At 65.4% G+C, this 20,616-nt stretch carries 17 protein-coding genes, 4 tRNA genes and 1 pseudogene; 8 read left to right on the top strand and 14 right to left on the bottom strand.

From position 1 onward, the window contains the following. Positions 1-38 precede the first annotated feature (38 nt). The 3 genes from RZR99_RS04110 to RZR99_RS04120 all read right to left on the bottom strand — a co-directional run bounded on the left by RZR99_RS04110 (position 39) and on the right by RZR99_RS04120 (position 387). Positions 39-115 (bottom strand) — tRNA-Arg (locus tag RZR99_RS04110). 59 nt (positions 116-174) lie between these two features. Continuing rightward, positions 175-251 (bottom strand) — tRNA-Arg (locus RZR99_RS04115). Positions 252-310: 59 nt separating this feature from the next. Continuing rightward, positions 311-387 (bottom strand) — tRNA-Arg (locus RZR99_RS04120). Positions 388-502: 115 nt separating this feature from the next. Here RZR99_RS04120 and greB point away from each other — a divergent pair. Continuing rightward, positions 503-1,063, top strand: coding sequence for a transcription elongation factor GreB (gene greB, locus RZR99_RS04125; RefSeq protein WP_323118464.1), 561 nt, complete (start codon positions 503-505; stop codon positions 1,061-1,063). A gap of 92 nt (positions 1,064-1,155) precedes the next feature. Here the strand turns inward: greB and RZR99_RS04130 are convergent, their stop codons facing one another. Together RZR99_RS04130 and RZR99_RS04135 are read right to left on the bottom strand one after the other, a co-directional pair. Further along, entirely contained in the window at positions 1,156-2,298 is a 1,143-nt protein-coding gene (locus RZR99_RS04130) for a porin (protein WP_323118465.1), read from the bottom strand. Between the two features lie 522 nt (positions 2,299-2,820). Beyond that, positions 2,821-3,084: a hypothetical protein gene (locus RZR99_RS04135; protein WP_323118466.1), complete on the bottom strand. Its 264-nt coding sequence runs from the start codon at positions 3,082-3,084 to the stop codon at positions 2,821-2,823. A gap of 397 nt (positions 3,085-3,481) precedes the next feature. Here RZR99_RS04135 and RZR99_RS04140 point away from each other — a divergent pair, with 397 nt between their 5' ends. Together RZR99_RS04140 and RZR99_RS04145 are read left to right on the top strand one after the other, a co-directional pair. Beyond that, complete coding sequence (locus tag RZR99_RS04140; protein ID WP_010105623.1) at positions 3,482-3,685, top strand: cold-shock protein; 204 nt, start codon at positions 3,482-3,484, stop codon at positions 3,683-3,685. A 142-nt stretch (positions 3,686-3,827) separates the two neighbouring features. After that, positions 3,828-4,970, top strand: a complete 1,143-nt coding sequence (locus tag RZR99_RS04145; RefSeq protein ID WP_323118467.1) for an exonuclease domain-containing protein — start codon at positions 3,828-3,830, stop codon at positions 4,968-4,970. 8 nt (positions 4,971-4,978) lie between these two features. On the opposite strand, the gene RZR99_RS04150 is transcribed toward RZR99_RS04145, so the two are convergent. Both RZR99_RS04150 and RZR99_RS04155 read right to left on the bottom strand, forming a co-directional pair. Continuing rightward, positions 4,979-5,572, bottom strand: a complete 594-nt coding sequence (locus RZR99_RS04150; protein ID WP_323118468.1) for a chorismate mutase — start codon at positions 5,570-5,572, stop codon at positions 4,979-4,981. Between the two features lie 241 nt (positions 5,573-5,813). After that, entirely contained in the window at positions 5,814-5,960 is a 147-nt protein-coding gene (locus RZR99_RS04155) for a hypothetical protein (protein ID WP_323118469.1), read from the bottom strand. A gap of 204 nt (positions 5,961-6,164) precedes the next feature. On the opposite strand from RZR99_RS04155, the gene RZR99_RS04160 reads away from it, so the two are divergent. From RZR99_RS04160 to RZR99_RS04175, 4 genes are all read left to right on the top strand, one after another. Further along, positions 6,165-6,551 carry a DUF2946 domain-containing protein gene (locus RZR99_RS04160; protein WP_323118470.1) on the top strand — a complete coding sequence of 129 codons (387 nt, stop codon included), beginning with the start codon at positions 6,165-6,167 and terminating at the stop codon, positions 6,549-6,551. Positions 6,552-6,691: 140 nt separating this feature from the next. Further along, positions 6,692-9,031: a TonB-dependent receptor gene (locus RZR99_RS04165; RefSeq protein ID WP_323118471.1), complete on the top strand. Its 2,340-nt coding sequence runs from the start codon at positions 6,692-6,694 to the stop codon at positions 9,029-9,031. Next, positions 9,019-10,284, top strand: a complete 1,266-nt coding sequence (locus tag RZR99_RS04170; protein WP_323118472.1) for a sialidase family protein — start codon at positions 9,019-9,021, stop codon at positions 10,282-10,284. Before RZR99_RS04165 ends, RZR99_RS04170 begins: the two co-directional genes overlap by 13 nt. Beyond that, a complete protein-coding gene (locus RZR99_RS04175) occupies positions 10,281-10,781 on the top strand; it encodes a TlpA disulfide reductase family protein (RefSeq protein WP_323118473.1) in 501 nt (166 codons plus the stop codon). The genes RZR99_RS04170 and RZR99_RS04175 overlap by 4 nt, the downstream gene beginning before the upstream one ends. Here RZR99_RS04175 and RZR99_RS04180 read toward each other — a convergent pair. Beyond that, entirely contained in the window at positions 10,778-11,893 is a 1,116-nt protein-coding gene (locus tag RZR99_RS04180) for an aldo/keto reductase (RefSeq protein WP_323118474.1), read from the bottom strand. The genes RZR99_RS04175 and RZR99_RS04180 overlap by 4 nt on opposite strands. 122 nt (positions 11,894-12,015) lie before the next feature. On the opposite strand from RZR99_RS04180, the gene RZR99_RS04185 reads away from it, so the two are divergent. Further along, complete coding sequence (locus tag RZR99_RS04185) at positions 12,016-12,975, top strand: LysR family transcriptional regulator (RefSeq protein WP_323118475.1); 960 nt, start codon at positions 12,016-12,018, stop codon at positions 12,973-12,975. Positions 12,976-12,979: 4 nt separating this feature from the next. Here the strand turns inward: RZR99_RS04185 and RZR99_RS04190 are convergent, their stop codons facing one another. From RZR99_RS04190 to pepN, 6 genes and pseudogenes are all read right to left on the bottom strand, one after another. Further along, positions 12,980-13,234 carry a GlsB/YeaQ/YmgE family stress response membrane protein gene (locus RZR99_RS04190; protein WP_323118476.1) on the bottom strand — a complete coding sequence of 85 codons (255 nt, stop codon included), beginning with the start codon at positions 13,232-13,234 and terminating at the stop codon, positions 12,980-12,982. 317 nt (positions 13,235-13,551) lie between these two features. After that, positions 13,552-15,033 (bottom strand): glycosyl hydrolase, encoded by a 1,482-nt coding sequence (locus tag RZR99_RS04195; RefSeq protein WP_323118477.1) that lies wholly within the window; start codon positions 15,031-15,033, stop codon positions 13,552-13,554. Between the two features lie 575 nt (positions 15,034-15,608). Continuing rightward, a tRNA-Thr gene (locus tag RZR99_RS04200) sits at positions 15,609-15,684 on the bottom strand. Between the two features lie 207 nt (positions 15,685-15,891). Further along, positions 15,892-16,905 (bottom strand): class 1 fructose-bisphosphatase, encoded by a 1,014-nt coding sequence (locus tag RZR99_RS04205; RefSeq protein ID WP_323118478.1) that lies wholly within the window; start codon positions 16,903-16,905, stop codon positions 15,892-15,894. Between the two features lie 101 nt (positions 16,906-17,006). Next, a pseudogene (locus tag RZR99_RS04210) lies at positions 17,007-17,714 on the bottom strand (LysR substrate-binding domain-containing protein); the annotation flags it as partial. 133 nt (positions 17,715-17,847) lie between these two features. Next, positions 17,848-20,550, bottom strand: a complete 2,703-nt coding sequence (pepN, locus tag RZR99_RS04215) for an aminopeptidase N (RefSeq protein WP_323118479.1) — start codon at positions 20,548-20,550, stop codon at positions 17,848-17,850. Positions 20,551-20,616: the final 66 nt, after the last annotated feature.

Raw genomic sequence — 20,616 nt, forward strand, 5'->3', positions numbered from 1 at the left:
AATCAAAGGGCCTTCTCGGGAGAAGGCCCTCAAAAAAGTGGCGCGGCTGGCAGGATTCGAACCCACGACCCCTTGGTTCGTAGCCAAGTACTCTATCCAACTGAGCTACAGCCGCACGCAAAGCGGTACAACTTGAAATCAAAGGGCCTTCTCGGGAGAAGGCCCTCAAAAAAGTGGCGCGGCTGGCAGGATTCGAACCCACGACCCCTTGGTTCGTAGCCAAGTACTCTATCCAACTGAGCTACAGCCGCACGCAAAGCGGTACAACTTGAAATCAAAGGGCCTTCTCGGGAGAAGGCCCTCAAAAAAGTGGCGCGGCTGGCAGGATTCGAACCCACGACCCCTTGGTTCGTAGCCAAGTACTCTATCCAACTGAGCTACAGCCGCACGCAGAAGTGAGATTATAGCAAAGTTAAATAAAAAGGGAAGCCTCGTCGCCAATTTCTTGGATAAGGCCGATCGTGTAACCTTGCAGCATCTTCCTTGTTGTTGAAAGTGCATCATGAATAAGGCGTTTGTGAAGGAGTCGGACGGCGACGACGACGACCTCGATCACGCGCAGCCGGAGGTGCCGGCCGGCGCGAAGAACTACATCACGCCGGCGGGGCACAAGCGTCTGCGCGACGAGCTGCTGCACCTGATCGACGAGGCGCGTCCCGACGTGGTGCGCCTCGTGTCGTGGGCGGCGTCCAATGGCGACCGCTCGGAGAACGGCGACTACATCTACGGCAAGCGGCGCCTGCGTGAAATCGACCGACGTATCCGTTTCCTGACCAAGCGGCTCGATCTGGCGGAGGTCGTCGATGCCAGCCGGCAGGAGAGCGCCGACCAAGTGTTCTTCGGCGCCACCATCGACTATGCGACGCAGGATGGCGACGAGCACACGGTCACGATCGTCGGCGTCGACGAGGTCGATCTCGATTGCGGCCATGTCAGCTGGATCTCGCCGATCGCGCGCGCGCTGCTGAAGTCCCGGGTCGGCGACACGGTTACGCTTCTGACCCCGTTGGGTCCCGAGCCGATCGATGTGCTCGACGTTCGCTATCCGACGCCGGCTGCATGAGTCGTCCGGTACGCCTCGCCGTCCGCGGCGGATAAAAAAAGCGCCCCGGAGGGGCGCTTTTCGTTGGCTGGCGGCAGCCTGTTCGAACGCGATCAGAAGCGGTGACGCAGGCCCGCCGTGACGGAAATCTGCTTGTCGGTCGACGACATCGCGCCGATGCCGTTGAGGCTTGCGCCGATGCCCGTGCCGTCCGGGCTGATCTTCTGGTACTCGCCCTGCAGGTAGACGTCGGTGCGCTTCGACAGCGCATAGGCGGTCTGCAGGTTGACCTGGTTCCACTTCGGGCTCGCGCCGTTCAGCCGGCCGTCGGTGTACGTGTACGACGCGGCCAGGCTCCAGGCCGGCGTGAACGAGTAGCGACCGTTCACTTCGTAGTTGTTGAAGCGCGTGTCGCCGTTCAGACCGATGTTGCTCGACGTACCCGCCTGGCTCCCGTTGATGCCGACCGAGTTGGTCAGACGCGTCTGCGTGAACACGAAGCCGGCCACCGCGGGGCCGAACGCGTAGTTCAGGCCGGCGCCCCAGGTGCGCTGACGGGCCGCCGCGAAGGTCCACTCGCCCGTGACGGCGCCCGGCGATGCCGCGGTCTGCGCGAGGGCGCTCGGGTTGTTGTTCAACTGCAGGTAGCCGGCCGCGACATTGAAGCCGGCGTAGCTGTACGACGCACCGACGCTGTACGCGCGGTTGTTCGCGAAGTCGGTCGAATTCGAGAATCCATACAGCGCGCCGAACTTGAAGCCGCCGTAGTTGACGCTCTGATACTTGATCGAATTGTTGATCCGGATCGAGTTATTCAGGTTGTCGTTGTCAAACGGGTGGGCGAACTGCGTGCCGCCGTACTGCGTGCCCGTCAGCGACAGCGGGCCGAGATAGTCGACCACGCTGTCGTACTGGCGGCCCAGCGTCAGCGAGCCGAATTGATCTTGCGACAACCCCACGAAAGCCTGGCGGCCGAATTCGCGGCCGCTTTGCTTGAGCGTGCCGTTATTGATGCCGAAGCCGTTTTCCAACACGAAGATCGCTTTCAGGCCACCGCCGAGATCTTCCGCGCCACGCAGGCCCCAACGGCTGCCGTTGACCGAGCCGCTCGTTTCCTGCCAGGCGCTGTGGCCGTGCTGGTTGTTGGTGTAGGTGATGCCGGCGTCGATCAGGCCGTACAGCGTCACGCTGCTCTGTGCGTACGCTGCGCTGGCGAATACTCCGGAAAGGGCTGCAACGATGAGAGTCTTTTTCATTGATATATCTCCGTGCGAAACAGGATGGATGGTGATCGAACCTGCTGTTGGATTCTTCCAGGCCGGCCGTGCGAGAGAAGGGGGCCGGCTGGGATTTGTATCGGCGCGTCGACGCGCCTGTCTCCAAGCCTGTTGGAGTGTAAAGAGCACCGCCAAAAACTGCTGGATGCAGTTTAAGCAATAGCTAATTTAAGATTGCGCAATAGTTCGAGAAGTTCCTGAAACCCTTCCCGGACAAGGGGAAGCGGTGTTCCAGGAGCTATTTTGAGAATGTCGAACAAGTGTTGGCGTTGCGTTGCGGCGACAACTTCGCGATGGTTTGGTGCGAAGGGTATCGGCTAAAGATCAGATTGTTGACGCTTCGGCAATAGAGGTTTGTGCAGAGCATGGCTAATGAAAGGATGCCAAGTCGTTATACTGCACTCTCTGCTTTCCGAAGCAGACTTTTTCGTTGACGGAAAAGATCTCCAAACCTTTGTCGGCGCGACTTCCCAGTCGCGCTTTTTTTTGCCCGAGCCGCGCTTATTGTTCGTACCAGCGATGTCGGCGGCGGGGTTGCGGCGTGTCCGCTTCGTCGCGAACGGGCATCGTGGGCTGCGCCCAGTCTTCCATCACGTAGTGCCGGGCATCGAGCGGCGACGCGAGCAGGTTCTGCCAGTGATCGCCGTGCCATGACGTATCGAAGTCGGAGTCGAACGACGTCGATGCTGCAGGCGCACGATCCGGCACTTCCTTGCGGCGCGTGAAACCAAGCCGGTGGGCGAAGCGTTTGATTCCGTCCAGCATCACACTCTCCTGCGCCATCGAGGCGACCATCAGCATCGCAAAAGCGACCGCCGTCCGCAACCGGGAAAAATACCAAGCCAATCCCGCATTTCGCCCATGCCCGGTAGATCTTGCTTTCAAATATTCTGCTCGTTTGCACCCGGTAATAGTGACAGGTGTCGTTGCAAGTTATTAATCTTTCGCTGCAAGTGTACCGATTCCAGTTGTACCCACATCAATTTGCATAAGGCGACATCAAAAATTTTCTTGACTGAATTGGATCGTCCAATTTATAAAAGCAGCACTAAGCCTCAGGTGCATTCTGCACGCCGGGAACGGGGTGGGGGAGACAGGGGATTTTTAGTGACGGCATAAGGGCGCAGCCCGATTTATTTAAATTTAGTGGGGAACTAGGAATATGGATACCGGTATCGTGAAATGGTTTAACGATGCTAAGGGCTTCGGCTTTATTACGTCGGACAATGGTGGTGAGGATTTGTTTGCCCATTTCTCTGAAATCAAGATGGATGGCTTCAAAACCTTGAAAGAGAATCAACGTGTGTCGTTCGAAGTAAAAACCGGCCCGAAGGGCAAGCAAGCCGCGAATATCCAGGCGCTTTGACCGCCGGAATCGCACAGAGGGCCGTGCGAGCCCCCGCCCAGGCGGGGGCTTTGGTTTTTATGACAGGTAGAATTCGGGCTTCGGCGCCGTGAATGATCTCGGCGCATACTGCAAGAACAGGAAGCGCCGCCTTTTGCTACCCATGTCCGAATCGCAATTGTCCATTCCGGCGATCGACGCGCCGCTCGTTTTCGTCGATCTCGAAACCACCGGCGGTTCGGCCGCCGAGCATCGCATCACCGAAATCGGCGTCGTCGAAGTCAGCGCGCAGGGTGTGTCGACGTGGACCTCGCTCGTCAATCCGCAGCAATCGATCCCTCCCTTCATTCAGCAGCTCACCGGCATCAGCGATGCCATGGTGCGGACTGCGCCGACCTTCGCCGCGCTGGCGCCGACGCTGTTCGAGCGCCTCGACGGCAAGCTGTTCATCGCGCACAACGCGAGTTTCGACCGAGGGTTCCTGCGCGCCGAGTTCCAGCGGGCGGGGCTTGCGTTCAATCCCGACGTGCTGTGCACGGTGCGTTTGTCCCGGGCGCTGTTCCCGCGCGAATCGCGTCATGGGCTCGATGCGCTGATCGAGCGGTACGCTCTGGTGCCGTCCGCCCGCCATCGGGCGCTTGCCGACGCGGATCTCATCTGGCAATTCTGGCGGCGCCTGCACGACGACGTGCCGGTCGAGCGGCTGCGCGAACAGATCGCGCGCACGACTCGCCGCTACCAGCTCGCGGGCGGCCTGACCGAGGATTATCTGGAAACGGCCCCGGCTGGGCACGGCGCCTACGCGTTGTTCGGCGACGACGATGTGCCCCTTTACGTGGCGCGCAGCGTCCGGGTACGGCAGCGCCTGAGGGCGCTCCTGACCGGTGAGCGGCGGTCGGCGAAAGAACTGCGGATCGCCGAGCAGGTGCGGCGCGTCGACTGGCGCGAGACGGCCGGCGAATTGGGCGCGATGTTGGTCGAGGCCGCGTGGATCGCCGAACTGGCGCCGCAGTTCAATCGCAAGGCGGCCGGCACGGGGGCGAAACGTCGCATCGCATCGGCGCAATGGCCGTTCGACGGCCCGGTCGCGTTCGAGGAGCGTGGAACGACGAGCCTGTTTCATGTGATCGACCGTTGGTGCTACCTCGGCGCCGCGCCGTCGATCGTGCAAGCCGCCGTGCTGGCGAGCGGCGGGGCCGGCGCGGGCGAGCCGTCGTTCGAGCCGGCGACACATCGCATCCTGCAGATGCATCTGGCGCGCGGCCTGCAGTTGATCCCCCTGACGCCCGCCGTACCCGCCGCCTGAGCGCGGCCTCAGCCGACCATGCTTGCGCCGCCCGCCGAGCACACGTGCGACAGCGCGGTGTTCAGCGCGGCCGATTGGCTGGAGTCGTAACGCGTCAGCGTTTTCCAGTTAGCGATGCTGCGTGCGAGGCGAGACGGGCAATCGGGTGCGTCGCGCACCGGCGCCGCGCGCGCGAGACCCGCGAGCATCGATTGGGTCAGGCGATCGAGCTGCGGACGCGTGCTGGTCGCCAGATCGGGGGCCGCGCCTTCCGGCGGCCGGGTCGCGCGCCAGTTCGCGAACAGCGCGTTCTGCACCATCTTGCTGGCGGCGATCTGATCCTCGAAGAAAGCGCGGGCATAGGCCGGGTCGATGCCGCTTGCCGTCGCGCGCTTCTCGACGCCGGCGAGCAGTTCGGCTTCCCGCTGCGGATCCGAAATCGGCTTGTGATTGGCCCACTTCCAGCGAGCCACGGGTTCGGCGAGCGCGAGCCGCTGCGAGGCGAGCGCGACGAGATTGGTGAGCGAGGTGTCGTCGCCGTCGGCGGCGGCAAGGCGCGGGGCGGCCAGTAGCGCGAGACCCAGCGACGCGGCGGCGAGGCTCGCGCGAATCGATCGTTTCATGGAAGGGCGGACATGCCGGCGCGGGGCCGGAGAGTTAAAAACCGAAGGATAAGCGAAGACGTTGCGCAGCGACGCGGCGCAAGCGGGAGATCAACGGACGTGACCGCTCCAACCCGCCTGGCCGAGACGGCCCGGGTTTCGAACGGTGGCTTGCCGGAGCAAGAGGGCGGAAGACCGCACGGAATCGTTCGCGAACACGCGACGGTTCACAGGCCTGAATGCGCCGTATCGGAACGAGCGGTCACTTCGGCGAGCACAGCTTGTGCTGTTCGTCGAAGAACGCACGCACGTGGTCCGGCAGTTCGGCCAGAAACTCGACGGCCACGGGTTCCGGATCCGGGCTCATCACCTTCTCGGGAGGTGGGATGCGGGTCGGTTTTTCGTCCATGATCATTCTCCTTGGGGTGATTCGATTATCGATCGCTCGCTTTGATTTGCGCCAGCGTCCAATCGTTTCAATTTGTCTTTGTTGCTTAAACGGCACACGCTGTGTCTCGAGACGATCCACCGCGAGCGAGGTCCTGCGATCGCCGGCCGCCGAATCGCCGGCCGGATTCCTGTTTTATACTGCGCGCTCTTTTCTCGAGCCGCGATGAAACGTACGACGCGATGGATGAGCCTCCTCTGGCTGGCGCTGGTACTCAACGTACTGTCGCCCGTCATCGGCTACGCGCGTCTGGCCGCGTCGCCCGCGGGTCTCTTCACGCTCGAATTGTGCAGCGCAGCGGGCGCGAAGCGAGTCGTCGTCACCGGCGACACCGACCGCGACGGCGCACCGCTGTCGCACGCGAACGTCCCGCACTGCGTGTACTGCCCCGGCTTTGCCGCCAATGTCGCGCTCGGCGGCAGTGTGCCCGAGCTGCCGGTATGCGTCCGCGCGTTTGCCTACACAATCCGCATCGCGCGGCAACCTGTCTACTCGCGTCGCGGCGTCCGCATCGCCCAGCCGCGCGCCCCGCCTGACCTCACGTCGATCTGACTTCCGTGCGCTCGCGCTCTTCGGAGCCGTGCGCGTCGCCGCTCGCCGCATGGCCGCCGCATTCCGCATTCCGCGTGGATTGCTGCGGTGCACCGCGTGCGCGGCGAACAGCCGATCACGTTTATCAGGATGTCCTTTACATGCTTACCGTTTCTGCTGCGCGTCGACCGCGCCGGCAGCTCGCCGTCGCGTGCGTCGCGGCGTTCGCCGGTCCGGCCGCGTTCGCCGCGTCGAGCGACGCGCCGCTGCCGCTTACCGATCCAACGAATGACGCCGCCCATGCGTTGACCGCCTCCGGGAAAACCTTGCAAGCGGTGAGCGTGACCGCGCAGCGTCCCGCTTTCGCGCCCGACACGCCGGGCGTCGTCGAGTCGATCAGCCGCGAGCAGATCGACTCGCATACCACTGTCACGACCGAGGACGCGCTCAAGTACGCGCCGAACCTGATGGTGCGCCGGCGCTACATCGGCGACCGGAACGCCGTGTTCGCCGGCCGCGATTTCAACGAACTGCAGAGCGCCCGCGGGCTGGTCTATGCGGACGGCCTGCTGCTGTCGAACCTGCTGGGTTCGAGCTATGCGTATCCGCCGCGCTGGTCGCTGATCCAGCCGGACGACATCGCGCGGGCCGACGTGCTGTACGGCCCTTTTTCCGCGCTGTATCCGGGCAACTCGATCGGCTCGACCGTGCAGATCACGACGCGCAAGCCGACACAGCTGGAAGCGTCGCTGTCCACGCAGTTCTTCACGCAGCGCTATCACGACGGCTACGGTTTTGCCGACAGCTACGGCGGCAATCATCAGACGGCACGCGTGGCGAACCGGATCGGGCGCTTCTGGTTCGCGCTGTCGCTCGACCGGCTCGAGAACAACAGCCAGCCGATGCAGTACGCCGGCCCGAACGCCGCGTACAACCCGCGGCTCGGCGCGCCGGTGCCGGTGACGGGCGCCGTGACCGACCTCGGGCCGAACGGGCGGCCACGCACCATCGTCGGCGCGCAGACGGTCGAGCGCACCGAGCAGATCAACGAGACGCTGCGCATGGGCTATGCGCTGACCGATCACCTCGACGCGACCGTCACGCTCGGACACTGGGAGAACCACTACCGGCAGCAGGGCGCGACGTTCCTGCGCGATGCGGCGGGCAACCCCGTGTATGGCGGCAACGTGTCGATCGGCGGGCAGAACTACACGGTGGCGCCGGGCGCGTTCGCGCCGCAAAGCGGCGACCAGGAGAACTGGCTATACGCGCTCGGGCTGGAGGCGCGGCTGTCGTTCGGCTGGAAGCTGTCGGGCACCGTGTCCGCCTACGATGTGTCGCGCGACGTGCTGCGTGCGTCGTCGAGCCCGCCGCCCGCTGCCTGGCAAGGCGCGCCCGGCACGGTGTTCCACGGCGACGGCACCGGCTGGCGCACGGCCGACCTGCAGGCGGTGTCGCCCGACGTGAAGGGGCATACGTTCACGTTCGGCTATCACTTCGACACGTATTTCCTGCGCAACGCCACCTACAACACGCCGAACTGGCAGACCGCGACGGCGACGACGCTGGCGAGCGCCTACCAGGGCAACACGCGCACCCAGGCCGTGTACGCGCAGGATGCGTGGCGATTCGCGCCCGGCTGGCTTGCGACGCTCGGGCTGCGCTACGAGCGCTGGGATGCGTACAACGGCGCGCTGGGCAATGCCGGTTCGACGCTGCCTTATGCGGAGCGCGGCGCGAACGCGCTGTCGCCGAAAGTCGCGGTGCAGTGGCAGGCGACCGACGCATGGCTGTTCCGTCTGTCGTTCGCGACCGGAACGCGCTTCCCGACCGTCGCCGAGCTGTTCCAGGGCACGATCTCGAACAACGCGATCGTCAACAACAATCCGAACCTCAAACCGGAAAAGGCGATCGACTGGGACTTCACGGCCGAGCGCGACGTCGGCGTGGGCGTCGTGCGCGCGAGCTTGTTCCAGAGCGACCTGCGCAATTCGATCTACAGCCAGACGACGGTGGCGGGCGCCGCGACCTACACGAACATCTCGAACGTCGACCGGGTCCGGGTACGCGGCGTCGAACTCGCGTTTTCGGGGCAGGATGTGCTGCTGAAGGGGCTCGACGTCGACGCGAACGTGTCCGCCACCCGCGCGCAGACGCTGGCCGACGCGGCGAATCCCGGCTACGTCGGGCAGCGCTGGCCGCGTATTCCCCGGATGCGCGCGAATCTGCTCGCGTCCTATCGCTTCGACGAGCACTGGATGACGAGCATCGGCGTCCGCTATTCCGCGCGTCAGTACAACACGCTCGACAACAGCGACGTGAACCCGAACGTGTACGGCGGCACCAGCTCGTTCACGGTCGTCGACCTGAAGGCGCGCTACCGGTTCGACCGGCATTGGCTCGCGGCGGTCGGCATCGACAACGTGACCGACCGCCGCTACTACGTTTTTCACCCGTACCCTGGCCGCACCTTCTATGGAGAGTTGAAATGGCAGCTGTGAAAACATTGAGCGCGGGCCTGGCCGCGCTCGCGCTGGCGTGGGCGGCGCACGCGCACGAACCGGCCGGCGCGGCGAGCGGGGCCGATTCGCATGCCGCGCACATGAGCATGAACATGGGGGCGACGGCGCAGAAGACGCCGCTCGCGACGGGCGCCGCGTTCGACCCGAAACACCGGTTGTGGGTCGCCTGGGTCGAGGGGCAGCACGTGATGGTCGCGCATTCCGACGACGCGGGGCGCACGCTGTCCGCCCCCGTGACCGCCAATGCGCTGCCCGAGCCGATCTACACGAGCGCGGAGAATCGTCCGAAAGTCGCGGCGAGTCCCGATGGGCGGGCGATCTACCTGACCTGGTCGATGCCGCTCGACGCGCCGTATACGGGGATGGTGCGCTTTTCGCGTTCGCTCGACGGCGGCGCGACCTGGTCGGTGCCCGTGACCGTGCATCGCGACCGGCAGGCGATCACGCACCGCTTCGACATGATGACGGTCGACACGCAGGGCCGCATCTTCGTCGCTTGGATCGACAAGCGCGATCTCGTCGCGGCGAAGCAGACAGGCAAGCCGTACGATGGGGCGGCCGTGTATTACGCGGTGTCCGCCGACGGCGGCGCGACGTTCGAACCCGAGCGCAAGGTGGCCGATCACACCTGCGAATGCTGCCGGATCGGCATGACGGTCGATCCTCAGGGGCGCGTGCAGGCGGTCTGGCGCAACGTGTTCCCGGGCCAGATCCGCGATCACGCGCTGGCCGTGCTGCCCGCGTCGTCCGGCGTGCCGGTCGAGCCGGTGCGCGCGACCTTCTCGAACTGGCATGTCGAAGCCTGTCCCGAACACGGCCCCGCGATCGCGGTGACGCCCGACGGTATTCGCCATCTCGCCTGGTTCGGCGTGGTGGACGGCAAGGCCGACGTGTTCTATTCGCGGCTCGACGAGCGCGGCAAGCCGGTCGGCGCCGCGTGGGCGTTCGGCGACAACCCGGCCGCACCGGCGGAGCAGGCGTCGCATGCGGCGCTGCTCGCGCAGCGCAACACGCTGTGGCTCGCGTGGAAGGCGTTCGACGACGATACGGTGCGGATCAAGCTGCGCCGCTCGGACGACGGCGGCGCGCACTGGAGTGCGCCGCGCACGCTGGCGCAGACCTCGGGCGCGAGCGACAACCCGCAGCTGCTGAGCGACGGAGGGCGCGTGTACCTGTCGTGGCGAACGCGCAACGACGGCTATCGGCTGATCGACGTGGAGGCGGGGCAATGAAGCGGCTGACGAGGAAGCTTGCCGTGCTCGTCCCGACAGTACTGGCCGTCGCGTCGGGGGCCGCGGTGCATGCGGCCGAGCCGCAGCCGCTGCGCGCGGCGCAGGTGGCCGGGCTGCTCGCGAGCGGACACGGCGCACCGTTGCTGGTCGAGGTGTGGTCGCTCGATTGCGGGTATTGCCGCGAGAACGCCGCGCATCTGGTGGCTTGGCAGCGGCAGCATCCGCAGGTGAGGCTCGCGATGGTCGCGATGGATGCGATCGACGACAACGCATCGATGCTGACGCAGGCGCTCGCGCAGATGCAGCTGCCGGCGACGGTCGCGCAGTACGCGAATGCCGAGCCGATGCCGGAGCGTTTGCGCGCGGCGCTCGATCCCGGCTGGCGCGGTGAATTGCCGCGCACGCTGTGGATCGGCGCCGATGGTGTGCGACGCGCGCAGAGCGGCCTGCTTGCGCCTGCAACGCTCGATGCATGGCAGGCCGGCGGAGCGCGTTAGGCGTCGGACTGCGCGGCGGGTGCGGGGACGGTGACGGGCCGGTCGAATTCCGCGGGCTTGTCCGCGACTGCGACCTGGCCGTGAATCCGTGCCTGATGCCCATCGGCAAACATGTAGTACGGGAATGGCCGAGCGGGCGCGGACACCGCGTCGAGCCGGGCCGCCAGCGCCGGCTCGAGCGTGAAATCGAGCGCGCCGAGCGATTCCTGTAACTGCGACGCTCGGGTCGCGCCGACGATGATGCTTGCCACCCCGCGTTTGCGATGCAGCCAGTTCAGCGCGACCTGCGCCATCGGGCGGCCCGCTTCGTGCGCGACCTGTTCGAGCTCGGCGACGATGCGGAAATTGCGCTCGGTGAGCTTGTCGAATCCCGGCGGCGGCGCGGACGCGAGCGCGCCCAGCCGGCCGCTCCCCGTGATGCCGCCTTGCGACGGTTTGTACTTGCCGGACAGCACCCCCATCCCGAGCGGGCTCCACGGCACGAGTCCCATCCCGAGATTCGCGGACAGGTCGGCGAACTCGAGTTCGGGATGCCGCTCGATCAGCGAGTATTCGAGCTGCATCGCCGCGACGGGTTCGAAGCCGCGCCAGTCGGCGAGCGTCTGCGCGCGCGCGGCGTACCAGGCGGGCGTATCGGACAGCCCGACGTAGCGGATTTTGCCGGCGCGCACCGCATCGTCCATCGCGCGCATCACTTCGTCGACGGGCGTCATCCGGTCCCACGTATGCAGGTAGTAGAGATCGATGTAGTCGGTGCCGAGCCGCTTCAGCGAGCCGTCGAGCGCGCGCAGCAGGTTCTTGCGATGGTTGCCGCCCGCGTTCGGATTGCCCGGTTCCGCGTTGTAGCCGTACTTGGTCGCGAGCACGATGCGCTCGCGCAGGCCGCGCTCGGCGATGAAGCGGCCCACCAGCGTTTCGCTCGTGCCGCCGGTGTAGAGATCCGCGGTGTCGACGAAATTGCCGCCGGCATCCACGTACAGGTCGAACAGACGCCGCGCTTCGGCGGCATCGACGCCCCAGCCCCATTCGGTGCCGAACGTCATCGCGCCGAGCGCGAGAGGAGAAACGCGCAGGCCGGAGCGGCCGAGCAGGGCGTAGCGGTCGATCGTCATGACAGGCTCCTTTTTCCGTGAAGACGAACAGCGAACGCCCCTATCGTGCCCGCGTTCGTTGTGTGGAAAAATGGTATCTATCTAAACGTATTGTGAAGCTTGGCTTCATAATTGGAGCGTTCATGGATCCGGCCCAATTGCCCGCGCTGGTCGCGTTCGCGAATGTCGCGCGGCACGGCAGCTTTACCCGCGCGGCGGGGGAAAGCGGCGTGTCGGCGTCCGCGCTGTCGCAAACCGTGCGTGCGCTGGAAACGCAACTCGACATCCGGCTCTTTCATCGCACCACGCGGCGCGTCGCGCTCACCGAGGCCGGTGCTCAGTTCCTGGAGCGGGTGAAGCCCGCGCTGGCGCTGCTCGACGCTGCGTTCGGCGCGCTCGACGAAACCCGCGAGCATCCGAGCGGCACGCTGCGGATCAACCTGCCGCGCGTCGCTTGCGAGCTGCTGGTGTTGCCGCATCTGGCGGAATTCCGGCAGCGCTATCCGCATGTGGCGCTCGAGCTGACGCTCGACGACGGTTTCGCGGATGTCGTCGGGGAAGGCTTCGATGCGGGGATCCGTCTGGGCGAAAGCGTGGCGCAGGACATGGTGGCGGTGCCGCTGTCGCACGAGATCCGGATTGCCGTGGCGGGCTCGCCCGCGTATTTCGCACGCTGTCCGGCACCGCGCACGCCGGACGATCTGGCCGGGCACGACTGCCTGCACTACCGTTTCGCGACGAAGGGCGGGTTGTATCGATGGGAGTTCGCGCAACCGGATCAGCCGGCGCGGATCTTCGATGTGAGGACGCGCGGCAGCTTCGTCACCAACGATCTGCGCACGATGGTGAGGGCGGCGGAGGCTGGAGTGGGCCTGCTGCACGTGATCGACGGGTACATCCGCGAGCAGCTTGCCGACGGCAGGCTCGTCCGGGTGCTGGCGTCGTGGAGCCCGCGTTTTCCGGGCTTCTATCTGTACACGGCGAGTCGTGCACAGATGCCGCTCAAGCTGCGCGCGTTCATCGATTTCCTGCTGGAAAAGCGCCGCGCCGCCGAAGCGGATGAAACGAAAACCCGGCGGCCGGGAAGGGCGCGCCGGGTGTGAAGCGTCAGGCCGCCCGCTTGAATAGCCGGATGACGAACAGCAGGATCACGGCACCGATCACGGCGACGATGATCGACCCGATGAAGCCGCTGCCGATGCTGATGCCGAGCAGACCGGCAAGCCAGCCGCCGATGATCGCGCCGACGATGCCGACAATGATGTCGACGATCAGGCCGAAGCCGCCGCCCTTGACGAGCAACCCGGCGAGCCAGCCGGCGATCGCGCCGATGATGAGCCACATAATCAAGCCATGAGCCATGGTGGTCCTCTCCTTGTGAAGTTCTTCAAATGAACCGACGTCGGGCGGTTGACCGGCAACTCGAAACGAATAGGGTCCCGATCCAGAGCGTCGCCCACGCAATGTACTTCAATAGACGGGTCAGGATCGTTAAGTAATGTTATGCATCCTTATCAGGATTTACCAAACGTTTTTTGTGTATCCGTTGCGACATGCGCACTGAAATGAAAGCGTAAGGAATATCGGTCGGATGACGAAATGATGTCGTCATTTCCGCAGCCCGGCAACAGGCGCAATCCCGAATCGGAACGACGCATCGCGCGGTCCGATCGGGTGATTCACACCGGATGCGCGGCCGTGAAGTTCTTGAACGCGGCATAGGCGGCTTTCTTCGTGACGCCATCGGTGCCGACCAGACCGAACAGATTGCCCGGCATGTCGATCAGTTGGTAGAGCATCACCGATTCGAGGGTGTACTGCTGACGGAGCGCGTAATACTGGGTCAGCGCGCGCGTAACGTAGGCCACCTGCTGGTCGGACGTATCCTGGTCCGAGTTGAAGCCCCATTCGGTCAGCCAGATCGGCACGCCGAACGAGTCCGCGAGAATCTGCAGCACGTTGTGATTGCCGGCCGGGCCGGCCCGCACGATGTTGCCCGACGATTCGTACCAGTGGTACATCGTCACATCCCAGCGTACCGGTGCGGCACCGCCCCGGCCGGTCGCCGACCCGTCCGGCTGAATGCCGTTCCACAGCATCTGCAGCGCGCCGTAGGCGAGCGGGATGCCGACGTTGACGCCGCACTTGATGGTCGGATCGACCGCTCGCACACCGTCGATCATGCCGCGAATCGCGCCGCGGAAAGCCGGCCAGTAGGCCGGGTTGTAGTCGATGGGCGATGGACCGAGGCCGGTGACGAGGCCGTATGCGTCGAGTTCGTTGCCGCACTCGATATGGCTGACGAGCCCCTTCAACACGGTCGCGACCGACGTCGCCAACTGGTAGCCGACGGCATAGGCGTCGCTTTCCGGCATAGTCTGCCGCAGCGCTGCGCTCGGGTTGAGGCAGGGCAGGATCGCGACGCCGCTGCCGGCGAACGCGCCGTTGAGCGCGGCGGCGAGCGTTTGCGCCATGCCGGCGCTCGCGACGTCCGCCCGGTAGTTCGTGACGCCGAGATCGCGCAGCATCTGCAGTTGCTGCGCGGCGGGCACGCTTGCGTAGATCATCTCCGACCACGCCATGTGGCCGTTCATTCCGTAGAACAGTTTCTGCGCCGTCGGCGCCGGATTGCCGATGCGCGGGTCCGACGCGGCAACCCAGCCGCCTTGTTGATAGCGCCACCATTGGCCCGCCGTATTCTCGGCGTAGACGGCGTGGTTCCAGTAGAGCAGCAGCGTCGCGGCGGACGGGAAGTGCGTGTCCGCGCCGTTGTTCAGGACCCGGCTTTGCGACAGGGCCCATGTCTGGCCGGCGCCGTCCGTCAGCGCGACGACGGGCGGCGACGTCGTGCCGGACGCCGATTCCCCGTTTGTCGTGGCATTGCCGCCCGTCGAACCGGTACCGGTGCCCGTCGAGCCGCCATTGCCGGCGCTGTTGCCGTTTCCATTGCCGCTCGATGAACCGGCCGATGCGGCGGCGTTGCCCGAGCCGTCACCGCCGCCGCATCCGGCGAGCGTCAGCGATCCCGCGCCGGCGAGCAGGCTGGCCAGGAAGGTTCGGCGTGAACGTAGTTCGGGGGGCGCGCGTCGCGAGGTTGCGCTATCGGGTGTCTGAAGGGGCGGCTGCGGGAATTCGGAATGGGGCGAGGGGAAATGAGGCATTGTCACGAATCGATTTTTCACCGCCGGAAGTATAACGAGATAAGTTTAAAATTCCGAATTATTTATAGTCCTAATCATTTTATAAACGGAACCTCAATGACTATTATGGTTTGTTTCGTTTCGAATCGGTGAATGGCTCGTGGATTGGCGGCGGGTCGGAATGAGTTGCAACCGGCCGGTTCCGCGATGGTGCGCACCATCGGGTTGTCGGCTTGCGCGATGCGTTGCCGTTCGGCTCATGGCGATGTGTTTCGGTTTTACCGGACGCGTTGCGATCGCGATGATTTATTCCGGTTCGCCGGGCGCGTATTCAATTGGGGGTGAATGGCGGTGTCGATGGAGGGGGATTCGGCGTGACGGATAGCGATTGATGTTCGCGAATGTTGTCCGGCGGGCGGTGAAATGTAGCGTGGTGGGGGAGGCTGAGGCGTCGGCATGGCGCGTCGGGCGCGCGCGGTCGATGGTGGGGCGACCCATTGGACGAATCAAATCCGGCGTTGCCGATGCGGGATAAACCGGCGTGCAGAAATGGAAAAGGGTTGCAGCGCATACGCGCTGCAACCCTTAAATTCTGTTGGTGCCGGAGAGAGGAATCGAACCACCGACCTTCGCATTACGAATGCGCTGCTCTACCGACTGAGCTACTCCGGCAACAGAGAAATGAAATTATAGGGTGATATCTGATGGCTTGGCAATAGGCCCGGCGAAAATTTTTTGATGTCCCGCCGAGATTCACGCTAACTCTTTGATCGGACGGGATTTCTCACCTTCTTAACGTCGCGGCCAGGGCGGGGCGTCCTGTTTTCGTCAAACCGGGCGATCCTCGCTGAAGGACCGCCCGGCGCCGCCGGCCCGCCGTTATTTCGCTTCCTGGTGATAGCGGGTGACGCGCTCGACCTCGTTCTTCGAGCCGAGGATCACCGGCACGCGCTGGTGCAGGCCGGTCGGCTGGACGTCGAGAATCCGCCCTTCGCCGGTCGTCGCCGCGCCGCCCGCCTGCTCGACGATGAACGACATCGGGTTCGCTTCGTACATCAGCCGCAGCTTGCCCGGACGATCCGGCGTGCGCTTGTCGGCCGGGTACATGAAGATGCCGCCGCGGTTCAGGATACGGTGGACATCCGCGACCATCGACGCGATCCAGCGCATATTGAAATTGTCGCCGCGCGGGCCGTCCGTGCCGGCGTTCACCTCGTCGACGTAGCGCTTCACGGGGTCGTACCAGTGACGGGCGTTCGATGCGTTGATCGCGTACTCGCGGGTATCCGCCGGGATCTGCATGTTGCTCTGCGTGAGCACCCACGAGCCCACTTCGCGATCGAGCGTGAAGCAGTTCACGCCGTTGCCGGTGGTCAGCACGAACACCGTTTGCGGGCCGTACACCGCGTAGCCGGCCGCGACCTGCTCCGTGCCGGGCTGCAGGAACGATTCCTCGGTCGCCTGCTTGCCGTCCGGGCAGCGCAGCACCGAGAAGATCGTGCCGATCGACACGTTCACGTCGATGTTCGACGAGCCGTCGAGCGGATCGAACACCAGCAGGTACTCGCCGCGCGGATAGTTGGCCGGAATCGGGAAGAACGTCTCCATTTCCTCCGACGCCATCGCGGCGAGGTTGCCGCCCCATTCGTTCGCGTCGAGCAGGATCTCGTTCGACAGGATGTCGAGCTTCTTCTGTACTTCGCCTTGCACGTTTTCGCTGCCGGCGGTGCCGAGCGCGTCGCCCAGCGCACCCTTCGACACGTTGTAGCTGATCGCCTTGCAGGCGCGCGCGACCACTTCGATCAACAGGCGCAGGTCGGCGGGGAGGTTGTTGGTCGCACGCTGCTGTTCGATCAGGAATTTGGACAGCGTGGTGCGTCGGGTAATGGACATTGCGTGACTCCGGGAGGCAGAAGAATGCGGGAACAACCTGGATTTTACTCGCCGTACCCCCCCGGCGCGGGGTTTTCGCGCGGTCGGGACCGCGCGCCGCCTTACAGAAGCTCGATCTCGGGCAGCGCGATCGCGCTGGTCTCGCGCATCGTCGCGACGAAGTCGGCGGCGTAGGGCTGCGTCGAAAACGCGGGCAGCGTCGCCGCGTAGAGCTCGCCCGACAGCGTCGAGCCGTCGGCGCGGCGGACCGGGCGCGCGGTCACGTAGTGCTTGTCCGGGTAGGTGGCGACCGCCCACAGCGGCAGCGCCGCGACGCCGCGCCGGCTGACGACGAGGTGCAGGATCGCGACCGTCAGCTCCGACGTGCGCCGCTTCGGCTCGATGCCGGCGGGTTTGAGCACCTGCCGCATGATGTCGAGCATGTCGTCGGGCACGGGATAGGTGATCAGCGTCTCGTCGCGAAAATCGTCCGCGTCGAGCGCGCTCTTGCCCGCCAGCACGTGATCGTTGCCGACCAGCCCGACGATCTGGAAACGGAACAGCGGAGGGTAATCGACCGCTTCGCCGGCATCGGCCTCGGCGACGATCGCGAGATCGGCGCGGTCCTGATGCAGCAGGCCGATCGGATCGGCATGAAAGCCCGACACGATATCGAGTTCCACTTCCGGCCAGCGCAGGCGGAACGCGTCCATCGCCGGCATCAGCCAGTCGAAGCAGGTATGGCATTCGACCGCGATCCGCAGCGCGCCGCCCGTGCCTTGCGCGAGCCGCGCGATGTCGCGCTCGGCCTCCTCGATCGCGTGCGCGACATCGCGGCGGCGCGCGCCGCTGCCGAGGTGCCGGCCTGATTTCTCCTGGTCTTGTTTCGCGCGGCACTCAATGAAAAGGCCGGCATCGCAATCGCGATGCCGGCCTTTTTGTCAGTCGCGGTGTCCCGACCGCTTACGCGAGCGCTTTCTCGACGATCTCGCGCACATCGCGCGACTTCGCGCCGGCAGCCACGCGTTCGAGCGCGGCGCGCATCTGTTCGCGCAGCGTCGGCGTGAAACGGCGCCACAGTTCGAGCGAGCGGGCGAGGCGCGCCGCCACCTGCGGATTGAGCGCGTCGAGCGCGAGCACCTGTTCGGCCCAGAACGCGTAACCCGAACCGTCGGCCGCGTGGAACTGCGCGGGATTCGCCGCGCAGAAGCTGAAGATCAGCGAGCGTGCGCGATTCGGATTCTTCAGATTGAAGGCCGGGTGCGAGAACAGCTTGCGCACGATGTCGAGCGTGGGCTGCGTGGAGGTGCCGCGTCGCGTCGCCTGCATCGCGAACCACTTGTCGATCACCAGCGCTTCCTTTTCGAAGCGCCGATAGAAATCGGCCAGCGCGCGTTCCGCTTCGCCCGCCGACGCCGGGCCACCGGCCGCGGCCGACAGCAGCGTGCCGAGCGCCGCTGCGCGGTCCGTCATGTTGTTCGCGGTGTCGTACTGCGCGCCGGCGAGACGGACGGCATCGGCCGGATCGTCGAGTTCGGCGAGATAGGCGAGGGCCAGGTTCTTCAGCCCGCGATGGCCGCCCGCCTCGGGCGTCGGCGCGTAGGCGCCGGGCGTCTGGTGGCGGGCGTGGATCGTGAGCCATTCGTCGCGCAGCCCGGCGGCGAGCGCGCGGCGGACGAACTGCCGTGCGCGGTGCACGGCCGCGGGATCGGCTTCGTTCATCTGGTCGGCCAGATAGGTCTCCGACGGCAGCGTCAGCGCCAGCTCGCGGAACGCGGGCGACAGCGACGCATCGGTCAGCACGCGCCGGAAAGCGGGAACGAACGTGTCATCGAGGGCGAGCGGCTGGTTCGCGGCCGCGCGGGCGGCGAGCGTCAGCAGCGCCCGCGTCGCGAGCCGCTGACCGGCCTCCCAGCGGTTGAACGGATCGCTGTCGTGCGCGAGCAGGAAGGCCAGTTCGTCGGCGCTGTAGTCGTATTCGACGATCACCGGCGCGGAGAAATTGCGCAGCAGCGACGGCAGCGGGGCTTCGGCGACGTCGACGAACGTGAAGGTCCGCTCGGTCTGCGTGAATTCGAGTACGCGGGTGGTGCCCGAGGCGGCGGCTTCGCCGTCGAGCCGCAGCGGCAGGTCGCGGCCGTCGCGGCCGATCAGGCCGACCGCGAACGGGATCAGCAGCGGCCCCTTCTGGGTGTCGCGGGCGGCGGGCGCGGCGTCGCCGTAACCCTGTTTCAGCGTGAGCGTATAGCGTTTCGCGGCGGCGTCGTAGGCGGTCTTGACCGTCACGCGGGGCGTGCCGGCCTGGCTGTACCAGCGCTCGAACTGCGCGAGATCGCGCTGGTTCGCGTCGGCCATCGCATGGCGGAAGTCGTCGCAGGTCACCGCGTGGCCGTCGTGGCGCTGGAAGTAGAGATCCATGCCGCGGCGGAACCCGTCGCGGCCGAACAGCGTCTGGTACATCCGCACGACTTCCGAGCCTTTCTCGTAGACGGTCATCGTGTAGAAGTTATTGATCTCGACATAGCTCTCGGGCCGCACCGGGTGCGCCATCGGACCCGCGTCCTCGGCGAACTGCAACTGGCGCAGCACGCGTACGTCCTCGATCCGCTTGACCGCGCGCGCGGCGGTGTCGTCGCCGTCGCCCGCCGCCATGTCGGCGGAGAATTCCTGATCCCGGAACACCGTCAGGCCTTCCTTCAGGCTCAGTTGGAACCAGTCGCGGCAGGTGACGCGGTTGCCGGTCCAGTTGTGGAAGTACTCGTGGCCGACGACCGACTCGATGTTCGCGAAATCGACGTCGGTGGCCGTTTCCGGATTTGCGAGCACGTACTTGGTGTTGAAGATGTTGAGACCCTTGTTCTCCATCGCGCCCATGTTGAAATCGCCGACGGCGACGATCATGAAGCGGTCGAGATCGAGTTCGAGGCCGAAGCGCTTCTCATCCCAGCGGATCGAGTGGATCAGCGAATCCATCGCGTGGCGGGTCTTGTCGAGATCGTGCGGCTCGACCCACACCTGCAGCAGCTTCTCCTTGCCGGAGCCGGACCTGATCGTTTCCTCGATCGCGACGAGTTTGCCCGCGACCAGCGCGAACAGGTAGCTCGGCTTGCGGAACGGGTCTTCCCATTTCGCGTAGTGGCGGCCGTCGGGCAGATCGCCCTGGTCGATCAGGTTGCCGTTCGACAGCAGCACCGGGTACGCCTGCCGGTCGGCGCGCAGCGTGACCGTGTAGGTGGCCATCACGTCGGGGCGGTCGAGGAAGTAGGTGATGCGGCGAAAGCCCTCCGCCTCGCACTGCGTGAAGAAATTACCGCTCGATACGTACAGGCCCGACAGCGTCGTGTTCCGGTCGGGGGCGCACGCGCTGTCGAGCGTCAGCTCGAATGCGTCGGGCACGTTCTCGACCGTCAACCCATGCTCGTGCGCACGCACGGCGGCGTAGGGCGCGCCGTCCAGCCGCGCGCCGACGAATTCGAGCGCCTCGCCCCTCAGCTCGAGATGCGGCGCGTGGGCGGCGGCCGGGTTGCGGCGCACCCGCATCGTATTGCGGACGAGCGTGCGCTCGGGCGCGAGGTCGAATTCGAGTGCGACGGTATCGATCAGGAACGCGGGCGGCGTGTAGTCGGCGCGGCGGATCACGGCGGAGGTAGCGGCGGTATCGGACATGTTGATCGTGGGCGATGAGAGTTGGCATGGCCCCTTCGCGCTCGTGGCACGAAGCGGCGAACGGCC

Source organism: Burkholderia alba (assembly GCF_034721475.1).
Lineage (GTDB): Bacteria > Pseudomonadota > Gammaproteobacteria > Burkholderiales > Burkholderiaceae > Burkholderia > Burkholderia alba.